Consider the following 15507-nt stretch of genomic DNA (forward strand, 5'->3'; position numbering starts at 1 on the left):
GGCGCCAGCCGCTACCATGAAGTTGCGGCGCGAAATCCTGTGGCCCTTGCCCGACATCGTCAGTCCTCCCTGATGGTCTCGTTGCGGCGCCTTGGTCGGCGCACGTGTGCGTTGCCGCGCGCAGGCCTTGCTGCGCCGGGGTCGTCAAAATCGCTTTAGCTGGTGAAAGGGCCTTGTGTTCCTTCCCCCGGGGCGAACCGGCGCGCTGCGCCGTCCTGTTTCCTCTGTCGGCACCCGTCTGTCGCGGGTTGCCTTGAGCCTGAAGCCTAGATCGCTGGCCATGCACGACAATTGAATTATATTCGCCGTCACTTTAGCTGGCCTAAAAGGTTTCCTGATGCAGATACCGTTCCGCGCCATCATCGTCTTCCACGCGGTGGCGCGCGCAGGCAGCATTTCCCGTGCAGCGGATGAATTGCGGGTGACGCCATCGGCCGTCAGCCAGCAGATCCAGGCGCTGGAGCTGCATCTCGGCACGGCGCTGACCTCGCGGGTCGGGCGCAACATCACGCTGACCGAGGCCGGTGAGCGCTATTTCGAGATGATCAGCCGCGAGATCGAGCACGTCACCGACGTGACGCAGCATGTCCGCGGTATCCGCTCCGCCACCACGCTGACCGTGCGGGCCGCGCCCAGCGTATCGAGCAAATGGCTGCTGCCGCGGCTTGCGAGCTTCGTCGATGCCAATCCCGACATCGAATTGCGGCTCGACGGCACCAATGAGCCGACCGATTTTCGGAAAGAGAATGTCGATCTGGAGATCCGCCACGGCGAGGGCGGCTGGGCCGGCCTGTTCGTCGAAAGCCTCGGCAAGGAGCGATTCTTTCCGCTGTGTGCGCCGTCGTCCTTTGCGGCGGGCAGCCTTGCAGCTCAGGACCTGCCCAAGCACCGGCTGATCCATTCGGTGAAATCGCAGATGCAATGGCCGCGCTGGTTCACGGAGGCCGGCATCGAGCCTGCGGAACGCTGGAAGCGCGTGCTGTTCGACCGCAGCCACATGGCGATCGATGCTGCCGTCGATGGCCTCGGCATCGGGCTGGAAAGCGAGCTGCTGGCCTGGCGCGAACTGCGCGACGGCCGCCTGGTTTGCCCCGTGAAGGACCCGCCGGAGGTCGTGCTCACCACGCAGTGGATCGTCTGCCCGCACGGCCATCTGCGCCACCGCAAGACCCGTACCTTCCTCGACTGGTTGCGCGGGGAGCGAGACGCCTGGAGCGCACGCGCATGATCCGGAAAAGTGTGAAGCGGTTTTCCGAGAAAGATCATGCGCAAACCATGAGCCAGAGCGCGCCGATTGTTTAGCGCGCCTACATCGTCGCGGCAGATAATCTGAATTGCCCTCGGATTCGCCGCTGCCTAACGTTCCCGGACAAGGCGAGCGCGGCCGGACTTCACGGTTGCAACAACGCCGTCACCCGAGGAACGCTTAAGGAAATCCAGATGAATCTCCATCGCATGCTGCTGGAGCGCAAGGCGGCCGGCAAGCCTGTTACCATCGGCCTGATCGGAGCCGGAAAATTCGGCCTGATGTTCCTGTCGCAGGTGCGCCAGACCGACGGCATGCATCTGGTCGGCGTGGCCGACCTGAACACCGCGCGCGCCCGGGCGCAGCTCAAGCTGGGTTGCTGGCCCGAAGAGCAATACGCCGCAACGTCCATCGACGACGCGCTCAAGCACGGCCGCACTGTCGTCACCGACAATGCCGACGCGCTGATCACCCATCCCGCCATCGAGGTGATCATCGAGGCGACCGGAGATCCCGGCGCCGGCATCCGCTTCGCGATGAAGGCGATCGAGAACGGCAAGCACATCGTGATGGTCAATGTCGAGGCGGATGCGGTCGCAGGTCCGATCCTGGCGCGCAAGGCCAAGCAGGCCGGGGTCGTCTATTCACTCGCCTGGGGCGACCAGCCGGCGCTGATCGCCGATCACGTCGACTGGGCGCGCGCGGCCGGCTTCAGGGTTGTCGCCGCCGGCAAAGGGACGCGCTACCACCCGACCTACCACCAGTCGACGCCGGATACGGTCTGGGACATCCTCGACAAATACATGAAGATCAAGGATCGCAACTCGATCAACCCGAAGATGTTCAACTCCTTCGTCGACGGCACCAAGTCGGGCATCGAGATGACGGCGGTGTGCAACGCGACCGGTCTGCATGCGCAGAGCGAGGGCCTGTCGTTCCCGCCGGCGACGCGGTTCGAGCACGCCGAAATCTGCAAGCCGAAATCCGACGGTGGCATGCTGGAGAAGTCGGGGGTCACCGAGGTCACGTCCTCGGTCTATCGTGACGGCACCGACGTCCCGCAGAGCCTCGTGATGGGCACCTATGTCGTGTTCGAGACCGACAGCGCCTATTCCGAGGAGTGCTTCCGCGAATACAGCATGCTGCCGGACAAGACCGGCAAATACGCCTCGCTGTACCGGCCGATCCACATGATCGGGCTCGAGCTCGGCATCTCCGTCGCTTCCGCGGCGCTGCGCAAGGAGCCGACCGGTGCGCCAATCGCGTTCAATTCGGACGTCGTCGCGACCGCCAAGCGCAAGCTGAAGGCCGGCGAGATGCTCGACGGTGAGGGCGGCTTCTGCGTTTGGGGCAAGCAGACCCCGGCAGACGCGTCGCTGAAGCAGGGCTACCTGCCGCTCGGCCTCGCCCACCAAGTCAAGCTCAAGACCGATATCGAGCAGGGCCAGCGCCTGAAATGGGAGGACGTGGAGTACGATCCCGATAATCTCGCCGTGCGGGTGCGCCGCGAGATGGAAGCGGCCTTCCGACAACCAAACATCGCGGCTTGAAGGGCGCATCCAAGCGGAGGCAACCGGGATTACCGGCGGACGCCGAGCAATAGCGTTTTACGCTAGCGCCACTTCAGCCGCTCCGCCGGCACCGTCATGGCCGCAACGCCGGCCATGACCAGCACCAGGCCCAGCGCGAGGTTCGACGGCACGCTCTCGCCGAGCAGCAGCACGGAGAGGCCGACGCCGATCGGGATGCGCAGGTAACCTTGCGCGTTCGTCGTCAGCGTGCCGAGCCGGCCGAGGCAGACGTAGAACAGCATCAATCCCAGCGCGCTGGAGACGATGCCCATGACGACGGTGGCGACGATGGCCGTCGGCGTCGGGTGCAGCGTCCAGGGCTGGTCGATGATCAGGGACGGCGGCAGCAGGATGAGGCCGCCGAACAGCAGCGAGCCGGCCGCCACCACCATGGGATCGTACCCGGAGAGCCTGAGGCCGAAGATCGTCGCGCAGGCAAAGGAGATGGTGGCGAGCAGGATCGCGATCTCGGCGATGATCTGGCCGCCGAAGCCGTGGAGAGCATCGAGCCCGACGATGACAACGGTACCGGCGAGTCCCAAAATCGCGCCGGCAAGCTTCAACAGCGTCGCCGGCTCGTGCCGGGTGATCAGCGAGGTGATCAGGAAGGCGAAGATCGGCGTCGTCGAGGCCAGCACCACCGTGTTCGACGCCGGCACATATTGCTGCGACCAGGTGATGACCAGGAACGGGAAGGTCGAGTTGATCAGTTGCTGGGTCGCGAACAGCTTCCAGGCCTTCAAATCGGTCGGGAGCTTGATGCCGCGCATCGAGAGAATCGCAAACAGGAAGGCGGCTGCGATCAGCGAGCGGGCCGAGATGAAGGTGATCGGCGGGATCGTGTCCAGCGCGAGCTTGGCCAGCGGATAGGTCGAGCTCCAGCAGCAGGCGAGCGCGAACAGCAGCGCATAGTCGCGCCAGCTGCGTGCGCCGGTGGCGGGCATGGATGGCAACGGCGATGCGACCGAGGTCGCATTGCGACCCGTTCCCGATGTGCTCTGCGGCACCTTGTTCTGCTCCCCGGCGCGAACGCGGCTCAGCCGACTGTGGGCGAGGGGACAGGAAAAGGGAAGGCGCCGAGCTATGCGTCTGGCTGAGGGAGCGGCTTCCGCTTCACCCGCTTGATCGTGCCGGAGAAGGTGAACAGAAGGCGCTCGCCGGCGGCCATCTGCCCGCGCAGGAAGATCAGCGAACCGCCGGCGCGGGTGACCTCGCCGGTGCATTCGATCAGCTCGCCCTCGTGGCCTGCATCCAGGAACTCGCAGCCGAAATTGACCGTCACGCCGCGGCCCTGCAGCGCGTGGCGGCCGAGCGCGAACAGGCTGTAATCGGCGAAGGCCATGAAGCAGCCGCCATGGACGTTCCCGGAGCCGTTCAGATGCTTCTTTTCGACCCGGAAGGCGCAGCGGACGCTGCCATCGGCCTCCAGGCGGTGCCAGAAGGGGCCGATATGGTTCTCAAAACTGTCGCGGATCCAGGTCTGCCAGCCCGCAAATTCGCCCTCGGTCGCGACATGCAGCTCGGGGCGGGGGGACGGGGCGGTTTTGGTCAATTCGTGCAAGGAAATGGGCCTTCAATTGCGGGTCTTTAGCCCTTAAATCCGATCCGTCGGCGCGGTGCAATTCCCGTTCCCGCCGCCGGCCAGCCGCAAAACGTGGGACAGCGGGAAAATGCGCCATAAAGGGCTTTTCCAAGCCCCCCGATGTTCCTAAGAACGGCCAACCGCCGCCGAAAGCCCCGAATCCATGAAGAACGAACCCAAGATCACCCCCGAACTGGTTGCCGCCCACGGGCTCAAGCCCGACGAATATGAGCGCATCCTGAAGCTGATCGGGCGGGAGCCGACCTTCACCGAGCTCGGCATCTTCTCGGCGATGTGGAACGAGCACTGCTCGTACAAATCTTCACGCATCCATCTGAAGGGCCTGCCGACCAAGGCGCCCTGGGTGATCCAGGGCCCGGGCGAGAATGCCGGCGTGATCGACATCGGCGACGGCCAGGCGGTGGTCTTCAAGATGGAGAGCCACAACCATCCGAGCTATATCGAGCCCTACCAGGGCGCGACGACCGGCGTCGGCGGCATTTTGCGCGACGTCTTCACCATGGGCGCGCGGCCGATCGCCTGCCTCAATGCGCTGAGCTTCGGCGCGCCCGAGCATGCCAAGACCCGGCATCTCGTCTCCGGCGTCGTCGCCGGCGTCGGCGGCTACGGCAATTCCTTCGGCGTCCCGACGGTCGGCGGCCAGGTCCGCTTCCACACCCGCTATGACGGCAACATCCTCGTCAACGCGATGGCGGTGGGTCTCGCCGAGACCGACAAGATCTTCTATGCGGCCGCCTCCGGCGTGAACATGCCGATCGTCTATCTGGGCTCCAAGACCGGTCGCGATGGTATTCATGGTGCCTCGATGGCCTCGGCCGAGTTCGACGACAAGTCCGAGGAGAAGCGCCCGACCGTGCAAGTCGGCGATCCCTTCGCCGAGAAGCTGCTGCTGGAAGCCTGCCTCGAGATCATGGAAGCCGATTGCGTCATCGCGATCCAGGACATGGGCGCGGCGGGGCTGACCTGTTCGGCGGTCGAGATGGGCGCCAAGGGCGACCTCGGCGTCGATCTCGACCTCGACGCGGTGCCGACCCGCGAGACCGGCATGAGCGCCTACGAGATGATGCTCTCGGAGAGCCAGGAGCGCATGCTCATGGTGCTCAAGCCCGAGAAGGAAAAGGAAGCCGAGGCGATCTTCAAGAAGTGGGGCCTCGACTTCGCGGTGGTCGGCTACACCACGCCCAGCAAGCGCTTCGTGGTCAAGCATGGCGGCGACGTCATGGCCGACCTGCCGATCAAGGAGCTTGGTGATGAGGCGCCGCTCTATGACCGTCCGCATGTCCCCTCCGCGGCGCTGCCGGTCGTGCATGCGCGCGAGGTGCCGGCGCCGATGGGCGTAGGTGCCGCGCTCGAAAAGCTGATCGGCACGCCCGACATGTGCAGCAAGCGCTGGGTCTGGGAGCAGTACGACCACGTCATCCTCGGCAACACCATGCAGCGTCCCGGCGGGGACGCCGCCGTGGTGCGCGTGCAGGACGGGCCGAAGGGCCTGGCGCTGACCGTCGACGTCACGCCGCGCTATTGCGAGGCCGATCCTTATCAAGGCGGCATGCAGGCGGTGGCGGAAGCCTGGCGCAACATCACGGCCGTGGGCGGCAAGCCGCTCGCGATCACCGACAATCTCAATTTCGGCAATCCTGAGCGGCCCGAGATCATGGGCCAGTTCGTCGGCTGCCTGAAGGGCATCTCGGAAGCCTGCCGCACGCTCGACTTCCCGGTCGTCTCCGGCAACGTCTCGCTCTACAACGAGACCAACGGCCGCGCGATCCTGCCGACGCCCTCGATCGGCGGCGTCGGCCTGCTCGACGATTTCACCAAGTCGGCCTCGCTCGCCTTCAAGGCGGAGGGTGAGGCGATCCTGCTGATCGGCGAAACCCATGGCTGGCTCGGCCAGTCGGTGTACCTGCGCGACATCTGCGGCCGCGAGGAGGGCGCTCCGCCGCCGGTCGATCTCGCTGCCGAGAAGCGCAACGGCGATTGCGTGCGCGGCATGATCCATGCGGGCACCGCGACCGCGGTACACGATCTTTCCGACGGTGGCCTTCTGATCGCGCTCGCCGAGATGGCGATCGCGAGCGGCATCGGTGCAAAGCTGCTGGCGGCGCCGACGGCTCTTGTCTCGCAGGCCTATTGGTTCGGCGAGGACCAGGCGCGCTATCTCGTCACCGTGCCGGAGGCAGAGGCAGGTCTCGTGCTCGCCAAGATGCGCGGCTGCGAGGTGCCCTGCGTGCGGATCGGCACCACCGGTGGTGATGCGATCGCGATTGCCGGCGAAGCGCCTGTCACGATCGACGCGCTGCGCAAGTCGTTCGAGCGCTGGCTGCCGGAATATATGGGCGGGAAGGCGGCCTGAGGGGCTGCTCCGGCCTCGGACCCGTAGCCCGGATGGAGCGCAGCGCAATCCGGGATCGTGACGAACGGCGAGAAACCCCGGATTACGCTGCGCTCCATCCGGGCTACAACTTCTCAAATCTCACAACACGTGTGACGCGCCCGGAATCTTCCGCAGCGCCGCCGTCAGTCCCCAGCTCAACATCACCGTGAGCACGAAGCCGATCGCGGCTTTCGCGACCGCGTGCCATTCGAGGTCATACAGCGCGTACTGGATCCACAGCGCGATCGGGTAGTGCACCAGGAACATGCCGTAGGCATCCGCCTGCATGCGGTCGAGCAGGTTCGGGCCCGGCGACTTCTGGTGCAGGAAGAAGGCGAGGATCGCGAGCAGGATCGAGGCCGAGAACAACACGAAGAACGTGCCGTAGATCGCCTGGTACCAGTGCGGCTGCGGATCGGGATTGCCCAGGATTTCGCGCTTGATGTAGATCATGACCCACATCAGGCAATAGGGGATCAGCGTGACGATCACCCACGTCCAGCGGCTTTTCGGCAGTTGGCCGTCGGCGCTGAGGATGCCGCGATCGAAATTCGCGGCGCCAACGCTGACGCCGATGAAGAAATAGGCGAAGTAGAGCAGGATGCGGCTCGCCTGCACCGAGAACGGCCCGAACTCGAACCATCTGCTGCCGCCGAAATAGAGCAGCGCCGGCACATAGACGATGATGCTGACGGCGGCGAGCAGCAGCCAGAACACTGCCGGCTGCTCAAATCCGCGCAACGAGACGCGATTGCCGGGATCGACGAGGTGCGCCGAGACCCGATAGAGCAGGCTCGCGGTGAGGTCGAAGGCCAGCAGCACCCATACGAACCAGATCGGGCCGCTCGGCCATGGACCTGATGTAATCGTCTTCCACCAGAACGCAGCAAAAGTCAGCTCCGGATCGGCCCGTAACGCTATCGCGTAATAGGCGAGCGGGATGACGGTGAAGGCCGCGATCGCGAATGGCAGCCCCAGCCGCAGCAGGCGGTCGCGCAGGAAGACCTGCGGTGCCTTGCGCGCGATGCCCGGCCAGGTGAACAGGCCCGACAGGAAGAAGAACATCGCCATGAAGAAGCTGTCGGTGGCGAGCACGACGACGTCGAAGCCGATCCAGGAAGCCGGGTCGGTGTGACCGAAATGGGTATAGGGAATGACGGCGTGATGCAGCAGCACCACCAGTGTCAGGAAGGTGCGGGCGCGGTCCAGCGACAGATTGCGCGCCTTGGCCTTCGGCGCGGCGTGCGCCTCTGCGCCGATCGCCGCAGTATGTGACATCGTGATCATGGTCGCCCCGGTTACGCTTCCGTCCCTTGCCGGACTCTGCCGCCGGGAACCGGATTCAGCAAGGGCAGTTTGTGCCGCGACAGCCTTCGGTCGTGCGATCAGGAACCAGTTCCGCGTCCCGAAGTTAGGGTCCACGTACAGGGTGAGGGCCGTACAGTTGCGGTCTCAAGTCGGAGTTGGCGATGACGATCCTGAAATGGGCGCTGATATTTTTACTGATCTCGATCGTGGCCGGCGTGCTCGGCTTCACCGGCATCTCGGCCGCCTCCGCCGACATCGCACGCTTCCTGTTCTACGTCTTCGTCGTGATCTTCCTGGTGCTGCTGGTGCTCGGGCTGACGATCTTCAGGGCGTAGCGGTCCGCAGGACCGAACCCGGAATCTGGCGATTCCGGGTTCGACGCTTCGCATCGCCCCGGAATGAGCGCATCCAAAACTACCCCACTTCCTCGATCTTCACCTTGTCCGGATAGAAGGCGAGATGGCCGGAAATCTCCGTCATCGCGGGGAAAGGCGTCTCGTAGGTCCAGATCGCGTTGTCCAGCGTCTTGCCGTCGGCCTTGACGCTGTAATAGCTCGCATCGCCCTTGTAGGGGCAATGGGTGACGCGGTCGGTGCGCTCCAGCAGCGCCATGTTGGCGTCCTCCCGCGGCACATACTGCACCGCCGGATATTTGGCTTCCTTCAAGGTCAGCGCCTTGCTGGTCTCGGCGATCACGATGTCGCCGGCCGTGACCCGGACGCGCTTCGGGTTCTGGGTGATGGTGATGGGGTGGTCCGGCCCTGGAAGCTTCATGATTTCACGCCTTTTCGTTCATTCTACCGCGCGCGGCACTTTGTCGTGCCTTTATCCCGATGGGATCAGGGATATAGTACCGGAAGGCGTGACGTAGAAGGCCGTTCACGCTAAGTTTGACCTTGCCGGCAAGTTTGGCTTTGCAGATCCGGGCCCCGGCATAGCGATTCGACGACGAGGCTGATCTGAGCCGAGATTAGGAGCTAGACCCGAATGCCCATGGACGCCCACGATATCGAGGCGATGATCAAGGCAGCGATCCCCGATGCCGAGGTGACGATCCGTGACCTCGCCGGCGACGGTGACCACTACGCCGCGACCGTGATCTCGGAATCCTTCCGCGGCAAGTCCCGCGTCCAGCAGCACCAGATCGTCTATCAGTCCCTGCAAGGCCAGATGGGCGGCGTGCTGCATGCGCTGGCGCTGCAAACCGGCGTACCCGGCACCTGACCTGATCATCGCGACGGGGGCACGATGATGGCTGCGGACAATCCGCGCGGCGCGATGTTTCGCGTCATCCGGCCGAACCAGCACAGCCGTGTCACCAATGTCGAGCTGTTCTTCGACCTCGTCTTCGTCTTTGCCGTCACGCAGGTCTCGCACACCCTGCTGCATCATTTCACGCCGCTCGGCGCGGTGCATGTCGCAGTGCTGTTTCTCGCGGTGTGGTGGGTGTGGGTCTATACCGCCTGGGTCACCAACTGGCTCGACCCCGAGCTGACGCCGGTTCGCATCCTGATTTTCCTGATGATGCTGGGCGGCCTCGTGCTGTCGACGACGATCCCGACCGCGTTCGAGGGGCGAGGCCTCTGGTTCGCGCTCGCCTACGCGACGATGCAGGTGGGGCGTACGGCCTTCTGGTTGCTTGCCACCCCTGCGCACCGAACTCTGGTGCGTCACAATGCGATCCGCATCCTGGTTTGGCTGTGCGGTTCTGCGATCTTCTGGATCCTCGGCGGCTTCGCGCATGAGGAGGCGCGGCTATGGTTCTGGATTGCGGCGCTGACGATCGAATATGTCGGGCCGTCGGCCCGCTTCTGGGTGCCGGGGCTGAGCTTCTCGTCGGTCGAGGCCTGGGCCGTCGAGGGCGGCCACATGGCCGAGCGCTGTTCTCTGTTCGTCATCATCGCGCTCGGTGAGGCCGTCGTCGTCAACGGCGCGACGTTTGCCGAGCTGGACTGGACCGCGGATAATATTCTCGCCTTCGTCTCTGCGCTGGTCGGCGCCATTGCGATGTGGTGGATCTATTTCCACAAGGGCGCGGAAGCCGGCTCGGAGCGGATATCAAAGTCCGCAGAATCCGGCCGGCTGGCGCGGCTCGCCTACACCTATCTGCACATGCCGATCGTCGCCGGCATCATCCTGACCGCGGTGTCGGACGAACTGGTGCTGAAGCATCCGACCGGCCATTCCGATCTCAGGACCATCGTCAGCACGATCGGCGGACCGCTGGTGTTCCTGGTCGGCACCATCCTGTTCAAGCACGCGATTCGCGGCTTCCTCCAGCTCTCGCACGGCATCGGCATCATCCTGCTGCTGGTGCTGTGGTGGTTCGCCGCCGCTCTTTCGCCACTCTGGCTGTCGGTTGCGACGACCGTGATCATGATCGTCGTGGCAGTGTGGGAGTCGGTCTCGCTGGGGCCGAAGGTGGAGGAGCACGAGAGCGCGTCTGGCGGGGGCGCTTGAGCAAGCGCCTCGTCCTTCGAGACCGCTCCGCGGTCTCCTCAGGATGAGGCTAATTGGCTGTCGTGCCCGTTAAAACTTCGCCGCGCACTCCGTCCTCATCCTGAGGAGCCCGCCTAAGGCGGGCGTCTCGAAGGATGCGCGCCGCAGGGAAACCCGTCTCGGATGCGCTGGAGCGTTTACTCCGCCACCTCCAGCGCGTGCACCGAAAACATCTTCGCCGCGTCCGTCCAGCTCTCGCGCACATTCCAGCCCGCGCCCTGGGCCAGCGCTGCAAAACGCTCGATGCTGTATTTGTAGCTGTTCTCGGTGTGGATGCTTTCGCCTGCCCGGAACGAGAAGCTGGTGCCGAGCAGGCGCACGGTCTGGCTCTTCTTGCTGATCAGGTGCATCTCGATGCGGTGCCGCTCGCGATTGTAGATCGCGCGATGGGTGAAGGCGGAGAGGTCGAAATTGCCGCCGAGCTCGCGGTTGATCCGCACCAGCACATTGAGGTTGAAGCGCGCAGTGACGCCGGCGGCATCGTTGTAGGCGTCATAAAGGACACGCTCGTCCTTCTCGAGGTCGGCGCCGATGATCATCTGCGCGCCCTTGCCCAGAATTTGGCGCGCGCTCTTCAGGAAGGCCTGCGCTTCATGCGGCTCGAAATTGCCGATGGTCGAGCCCGGGAAGAAGCCGACCTTGGGCATCGATGCCACCGCTTTTGGCAGCTCGAACGGCGTGGTGAAGTCGGCCGCGACCGGATAGATGCCGAGCGAGGGGAAATCCCGCTTCAAGCCGTTCGCCTGTGCCTTCAGGAAGTCGCCGGAGATGTCGACCGGGACGTAGGCTGCGAACTTGCACTGGTTGAGCAGCAGGCGGACCTTCGTGGTCGCGCCGGCGCCGAATTCGACCAGGGCTGCATGCTCCGGAATGATTTTTGCGATCTCGCTGCCGCGTTCCTTCAGGATCGATAGCTCGGTGCGGGTCGGATAATATTCCGGCAGGCGCGTGATGGCCTCGAACAGCTCCGATCCGGTCGCGTCGTAGAAATATTTCGGCGACAGTTTTTTCGGCTGCTGCGAGAGATCCTCGATGGCCTCGCGGGCGAAGGCGGTGGTCTGCTCGTCGGGAAGATGGGCTTCGGCCAAAGCGCTGGCGTGCACATTCATGATACTCTCCTGAACGCGCTGTCCGGCGCGCATTTTGTCGTCGGATGAAAACTAGACGTAATCGGCGAGCCGCAGTCCGGTGAACTGCCAGCGATGGTGCGGATAGAAGAAGTTGCGATAGGTGATACGGCTGTGACCCTCAGGAGTTGCAAGCGAGGAGCCGCGCAGCACCAGCTGGTTGACCATGAACTTGCCGTTGTACTCGCCGAGCGCGCCGTCCACGGCCCGATAGCCGGGGTAGGGCGAATATGACGACCGCGTCCACTGCCAGACGAGGCCAAAGGCATCGTTGAGCTGGCCCGCGCGCGCGGCGACCTCCCATTCCATCTCGGTCGGCAGATGCTTTCCGGCCCAGCGCGCGAAGGCGTCGGCCTCGTAATAGCTGACGTGGCAGACCGGCGCGTCGGGGTCGACCGGCTTCACGCCACCGAGCGTCATCACATGCCATTGGCCATCGATCTCGCGCCAATGGCCCGGCGCCTGCCAGTCGTCCTTGCTGGCCGCGGCAAAGCCATCCATCAGCCACAGCGTTGCGGCTCCGTAGCCGCCTTCGCGCATGAAGGCCAGCCATTCGCCATTGGTGACGAGATTGCGGGCGATCCTGACCGGCCCGACGAGCGCACGGTGCGCGGGCTTCTCATTGTCGAAATGAAAGCTGTCGTCGACATGGCCGACGGTGTGGATGCCTTCGTTGAGCACCAGCCACTCGTCGCCGGTACGCGTCGCGGACGGAAAGCGCCAGTCCGGATCGTAGCCCGGATAGACCGGGTTCTGCGCGAAGGCATGCAGAATGTCGGTGAACATCAATTCCTGATGCTGCTGCTCGTGATTGAGCCCGACCTCGACCAGTGGCGCCAGGGCCCGCAGCTTGTCCTCGCCGGCCTCGCGGAAGAATTTGACGACCGCCGCATCGACATGGCTGCGATAGGCCCCGACCTCGGTGGCGCTGGGGCGGGTGATGTCGCCGCGATGATTACGGGCATGCCGCGGGCCGGCGCTGACGTAATAGGAATTGAACAGGAACGCGAAATCGGGATGGAAGGGGCGGTAGCCGGGGGCATGCTCGCCGAGCAGAAACTGCTCCCAGAACCAGGTGGTGTGCGCCCGGTGCCATTTCGCCGGGCTAGCGTCCGGCATGGACTGGATCTGCTGGTCCTCGGGCGAGAGCGGGGCGGCCCGGTGCTCGGTCTCGTTGCGGACGGCGAGGAAGGCATCCTCAAGCCGCCGGGCAAGGTTGCCCGGCGCGGAGGACGGTGACGAAAGCGGCGGACTGGCCATAGCGGAGGCTTGTTTCGTCACGTTTTTCTCCAGACAGGACAAGAGAACGTTGTTGGCGTTGCCCGGTTCCAAAACCGGGGTTTGTCCTAGATAGGGGCTCCGTTACGGTATGAAAGTCCTCCCCGGCGATGATATTCGTGCCATCATGTAATGGGGCTGCCGGGACCGGCCGCTCCGGGGCTGTTCGCCGCCATTTTACTTTGGATGCACAACGGTTTGGGCTACATATATAGGCAGGTATCGGGTTAAATCGGCTGAGCCAGCCCGAAGGGATTGTTGAGGGCTCCGCCCCAGAAGGACACTGATATGAGCATCGCGGAATTCATCGCCAACGAAGTGAAGTCGAACGACGTGGTCCTGTTCATGAAGGGTACGCCGCAGTTTCCGCAGTGCGGTTTCTCCGGTCAGGTCGTTCAGATCCTCGACCACATCGGCGTTGGCTATAAGGGCCTCAACGTTCTTGAATCCGCCGAGCTGCGCAACGGCATCAAGGAATTCTCGAACTGGCCGACCATCCCCCAGCTCTATGTGAAGGGTGAGTTCATCGGCGGCTGCGACATCGTCCGCGAGATGTTCCAGGCCGGCGAACTGCAGCAGCTCTTCTCCGAGAAGGGCGTCGCTGTCGCGGCCTGATAGGTGACCCGGCTGGCGCGCCGCATCGGCGGCGCCGAGCTCGAGGTCATCGTTGCCGACATCACCGCGCTGAGCGTTGACGCCATCGTCAACGCGGCCAATACGTCGCTCCTTGGCGGGGGCGGCGTTGATGGTGCCATCCATCGGGCCGCCGGGCCGATCTCGTCGCCGAATGCCGGATGCTCCACGGCTGCAAGACCGGCGATGCCAAGATCACCAAAGGTTATCGGCTCAAGGCCGCACATGTGATCCACACCGTCGGGCCGGTGTGGAAAGCCGGCACGCTCGGCGAGGACGATCTGCTTGCCTCCTGCTATCGCCGTTCGATGGAGCTGTGCGGGAAGCACAAGCTGACCTCGGTGGCATTTCCCGCGATTTCGACCGGCATCTATCGCTTTCCTGCCGACCGGGCGGCCGATATCGCCGTGCGCACGATCGTCGAAACGCTGCCCGCAGCGCCGTCCGTTAGCCGTGTCGTGTTCTGCTGCTTCTCCGAGCCGAGCGCCAAACTCCATGCCGAGGCGCTTGCGCGACACAGCGGCCCTTGTGCCCGATAACGCCGTCGGTACACTCCGCCCGCCATGTTCTGGGGAGGGGATATGATCTTATATTCTGGACTGCGTTCATTTGTTTGCGGCGCGCTGGTCTCGCTCAGTGCGATCTCGCTCGCGTGCGCGGAGGGCACTTACGAGATTCCAGCCGGCGCGCATTTCAATCAGGACAAGCTTGCCAGGATCAGCGAGTTCTTCAAGAACGAGGTCGCGACCGGCAAGATCGCCGGCGCGACCGTGTTGATCAAGCAGCATGGCAAGCCGGTCTTCCGCGAAGCTTTCGGCGTGCAGGACGTGGTCAGCAAGGCGCCGATCACCGACAAGACGATCTTCCGCCTGTTCTCGATGAGCAAGGCGATCGCGTCCGTCGTCGCGGTGCAGTTGATCGAGGACGGCAAGATCAAGCTCGACGATCCCGTCTCGAAATACATTCCGTCCTTCGCCAATGTGAAGGTCGGCGTCGAGAAGAAGGCCGATGACGGCACCAAGTCGCTCGAGCTCGTGCCGCCCACGCGGCCGATGACGGTGCTCGACCTGATGCGCCATACCTCCGGCGTCACCTATGGCTTCTACGGCGACAGCCTGGTGCGGAAGGCCTATCGCGACGCCAACATCTACGCCGGCGATTTCGACCTCGCCGAGTTCGCCGAGCGCATCGCCAAGCTGCCGCTGCACAACCAGCCGGGCGCGCTCTGGCAATACGGCCATTCCACCGACATCCTGGCGCGGGTGATGGAGATCGCAGCCGGCAAGCCGTTGATCGATATCGAACGGGAGAAGTTGCTCGGTCCGCTCGGCATGGTCGACACCGGCTTCTTCGTCACCGACCCGGAGAAACAGAAGCTGCTGGCGCAGCCGGTGCCGAATGACGCGGATTTCCGCGTCGGCCGGATCAACGATCCGACGGTCGTCAAGAAGATCCAGTTCGCCAGCGGCGGCATGGTCACGACCATGGCTGACTATGAGCGCTTTGCGCAGATGCTGCTCAACGGCGGTTCTCTCGACGGCAAGACCATTCTCAAGCCCGAGACCTTCAAGCTGATGACGACCGACCAGATCGGCCCGACGTCCGGCGTCGATCGCGACTATTTCTACTTCCCCGGTGACGGTTTCGGCTTCGGTCTCGGCCTTGCCGTCCGCACCGACCCCGGCAATGCAAAACCGCCGCCGCCCGGCGATCTCGGGGAATTGAAGTGGGACGGGGCTTCCGGCTGCTATTTCGTCATCGACCCCAAGCAGGACATGTTCTTCGTCCTGCTCGAACAGACACCGACCGAGCGCCAGCGCGTGCAGCGGACATTGAAGCAGTTGGTCTATGAAGCCATGGAGAATTGA

14 protein-coding genes and 1 pseudogene are annotated in these 15507 nt (G+C 64.0%); 9 read left to right on the forward strand and 6 right to left on the reverse strand.

Annotated elements, in window-relative coordinates; translation table 11 throughout:
• Window positions 1-337: 337 nt before the first annotated feature.
• Window positions 338-1228: a LysR substrate-binding domain-containing protein gene (locus PMI42_RS25425; RefSeq protein ID WP_008139410.1), complete on the forward strand. Its 891-nt coding sequence runs from the start codon at window positions 338-340 to the stop codon at window positions 1226-1228.
• 212 nt (window positions 1229-1440) lie between these two features.
• Window positions 1441-2796: an NAD(P)H-dependent oxidoreductase gene (locus PMI42_RS25430; RefSeq protein ID WP_008139412.1), complete on the forward strand. Its 1356-nt coding sequence runs from the start codon at window positions 1441-1443 to the stop codon at window positions 2794-2796.
• Window positions 2797-2858: 62 nt separating this feature from the next.
• Here the strand turns inward: PMI42_RS25430 and PMI42_RS25435 are convergent, their stop codons facing one another.
• Window positions 2859-3824, reverse strand: coding sequence for a DMT family transporter (locus PMI42_RS25435; RefSeq protein ID WP_008139413.1), 966 nt, complete (start codon window positions 3822-3824; stop codon window positions 2859-2861).
• Window positions 3825-3898: 74 nt separating this feature from the next.
• The gene (locus PMI42_RS25440; RefSeq protein WP_008139414.1) at window positions 3899-4378 is read right to left on the reverse strand and encodes a PaaI family thioesterase; all 480 of its coding nucleotides are present in this window, start codon (window positions 4376-4378) and stop codon (window positions 3899-3901) included.
• Window positions 4379-4562: 184 nt separating this feature from the next.
• Between PMI42_RS25440 and purL the strand changes: the two genes are divergently transcribed.
• Window positions 4563-6773 (forward strand): phosphoribosylformylglycinamidine synthase subunit PurL, encoded by a 2211-nt coding sequence (purL, locus tag PMI42_RS25445; protein WP_008139415.1) that lies wholly within the window; start codon window positions 4563-4565, stop codon window positions 6771-6773.
• 120 nt (window positions 6774-6893) lie between these two features.
• On the opposite strand, the gene PMI42_RS25450 is transcribed toward purL, so the two are convergent.
• Window positions 6894-8081: an acyltransferase family protein gene (locus tag PMI42_RS25450; RefSeq protein ID WP_008139416.1), complete on the reverse strand. Its 1188-nt coding sequence runs from the start codon at window positions 8079-8081 to the stop codon at window positions 6894-6896.
• Between the two features lie 182 nt (window positions 8082-8263).
• Here PMI42_RS25450 and PMI42_RS38120 point away from each other — a divergent pair, with 182 nt between their 5' ends.
• The gene (locus PMI42_RS38120; RefSeq protein WP_008139417.1) at window positions 8264-8437 is read left to right on the forward strand and encodes a DUF1328 domain-containing protein; all 174 of its coding nucleotides are present in this window, start codon (window positions 8264-8266) and stop codon (window positions 8435-8437) included.
• 79 nt (window positions 8438-8516) lie between these two features.
• On the opposite strand, the gene PMI42_RS25460 is transcribed toward PMI42_RS38120, so the two are convergent.
• Window positions 8517-8876 (reverse strand): DUF427 domain-containing protein, encoded by a 360-nt coding sequence (locus PMI42_RS25460; RefSeq protein ID WP_008139418.1) that lies wholly within the window; start codon window positions 8874-8876, stop codon window positions 8517-8519.
• Window positions 8877-9089: 213 nt separating this feature from the next.
• On the opposite strand from PMI42_RS25460, the gene PMI42_RS25465 reads away from it, so the two are divergent.
• Window positions 9090-9326, forward strand: coding sequence for a BolA/IbaG family iron-sulfur metabolism protein (locus PMI42_RS25465; protein ID WP_008139419.1), 237 nt, complete (start codon window positions 9090-9092; stop codon window positions 9324-9326).
• Between the two features lie 27 nt (window positions 9327-9353).
• Entirely contained in the window at window positions 9354-10562 is a 1209-nt protein-coding gene (locus PMI42_RS25470) for a low temperature requirement protein A (protein WP_008139421.1), read from the forward strand.
• A gap of 176 nt (window positions 10563-10738) precedes the next feature.
• Here PMI42_RS25470 and egtD read toward each other — a convergent pair whose 3' ends face one another.
• Both egtD and egtB read right to left on the reverse strand, forming a co-directional pair.
• Window positions 10739-11710, reverse strand: a complete 972-nt coding sequence (gene egtD / locus PMI42_RS25475) for an L-histidine N(alpha)-methyltransferase (RefSeq protein ID WP_008139422.1) — start codon at window positions 11708-11710, stop codon at window positions 10739-10741.
• Window positions 11711-11761: 51 nt separating this feature from the next.
• Window positions 11762-13060 carry an ergothioneine biosynthesis protein EgtB gene (gene egtB / locus PMI42_RS25480; protein WP_008139424.1) on the reverse strand — a complete coding sequence of 433 codons (1299 nt, stop codon included), beginning with the start codon at window positions 13058-13060 and terminating at the stop codon, window positions 11762-11764.
• A 234-nt stretch (window positions 13061-13294) separates the two neighbouring features.
• Here egtB and grxD point away from each other — a divergent pair, with 234 nt between their 5' ends.
• From grxD to PMI42_RS25495, 3 genes and pseudogenes are all read left to right on the forward strand, one after another.
• Complete coding sequence (grxD, locus tag PMI42_RS25485) at window positions 13295-13621, forward strand: Grx4 family monothiol glutaredoxin (RefSeq protein ID WP_008139425.1); 327 nt, start codon at window positions 13295-13297, stop codon at window positions 13619-13621.
• A gap of 3 nt (window positions 13622-13624) precedes the next feature.
• A pseudogene (locus PMI42_RS25490) lies at window positions 13625-14178 on the forward strand (O-acetyl-ADP-ribose deacetylase).
• A gap of 42 nt (window positions 14179-14220) precedes the next feature.
• On the forward strand, window positions 14221-15507 hold the full coding sequence (locus PMI42_RS25495; RefSeq protein ID WP_008139430.1) for a serine hydrolase domain-containing protein: 1287 nt from the start codon (window positions 14221-14223) through the stop codon (window positions 15505-15507).

The sequence above is a fragment of the Bradyrhizobium sp. YR681 genome, from assembly GCF_000282615.1.
In the GTDB taxonomy this organism is placed as follows: domain Bacteria; phylum Pseudomonadota; class Alphaproteobacteria; order Rhizobiales; family Xanthobacteraceae; genus Bradyrhizobium.

What these genes read in the sequence shown, in the direction of transcription:
- PMI42_RS25425 (WP_008139410.1), top strand. Translation starts at nt 338, where the DNA reads ATGCAGATACCGTTCCGCGCCATCATCGTCTTCCACGCGGTGGCGCGC.
- PMI42_RS25430 (WP_008139412.1), top strand. Translation starts at nt 1,441, where the DNA reads ATGAATCTCCATCGCATGCTGCTGGAGCGCAAGGCGGCCGGCAAGCCT.
- purL (WP_008139415.1), top strand. Translation starts at nt 4,563, where the DNA reads ATGAAGAACGAACCCAAGATCACCCCCGAACTGGTTGCCGCCCACGGG.
- PMI42_RS25450 (WP_008139416.1), bottom strand. Translation starts at nt 8,081, where the DNA reads ATGATCACGATGTCACATACTGCGGCGATCGGCGCAGAGGCGCACGCC.
- PMI42_RS38120 (WP_008139417.1), top strand. Translation starts at nt 8,264, where the DNA reads ATGACGATCCTGAAATGGGCGCTGATATTTTTACTGATCTCGATCGTG.
- PMI42_RS25460 (WP_008139418.1), bottom strand. Translation starts at nt 8,876, where the DNA reads ATGAAGCTTCCAGGGCCGGACCACCCCATCACCATCACCCAGAACCCG.
- PMI42_RS25465 (WP_008139419.1), top strand. Translation starts at nt 9,090, where the DNA reads ATGCCCATGGACGCCCACGATATCGAGGCGATGATCAAGGCAGCGATC.
- PMI42_RS25470 (WP_008139421.1), top strand. Translation starts at nt 9,354, where the DNA reads ATGGCTGCGGACAATCCGCGCGGCGCGATGTTTCGCGTCATCCGGCCG.
- egtD (WP_008139422.1), bottom strand. Translation starts at nt 11,710, where the DNA reads ATGAATGTGCACGCCAGCGCTTTGGCCGAAGCCCATCTTCCCGACGAG.
- grxD (WP_008139425.1), top strand. Translation starts at nt 13,295, where the DNA reads ATGAGCATCGCGGAATTCATCGCCAACGAAGTGAAGTCGAACGACGTG.
- PMI42_RS25495 (WP_008139430.1), top strand. Translation starts at nt 14,221, where the DNA reads ATGATCTTATATTCTGGACTGCGTTCATTTGTTTGCGGCGCGCTGGTC.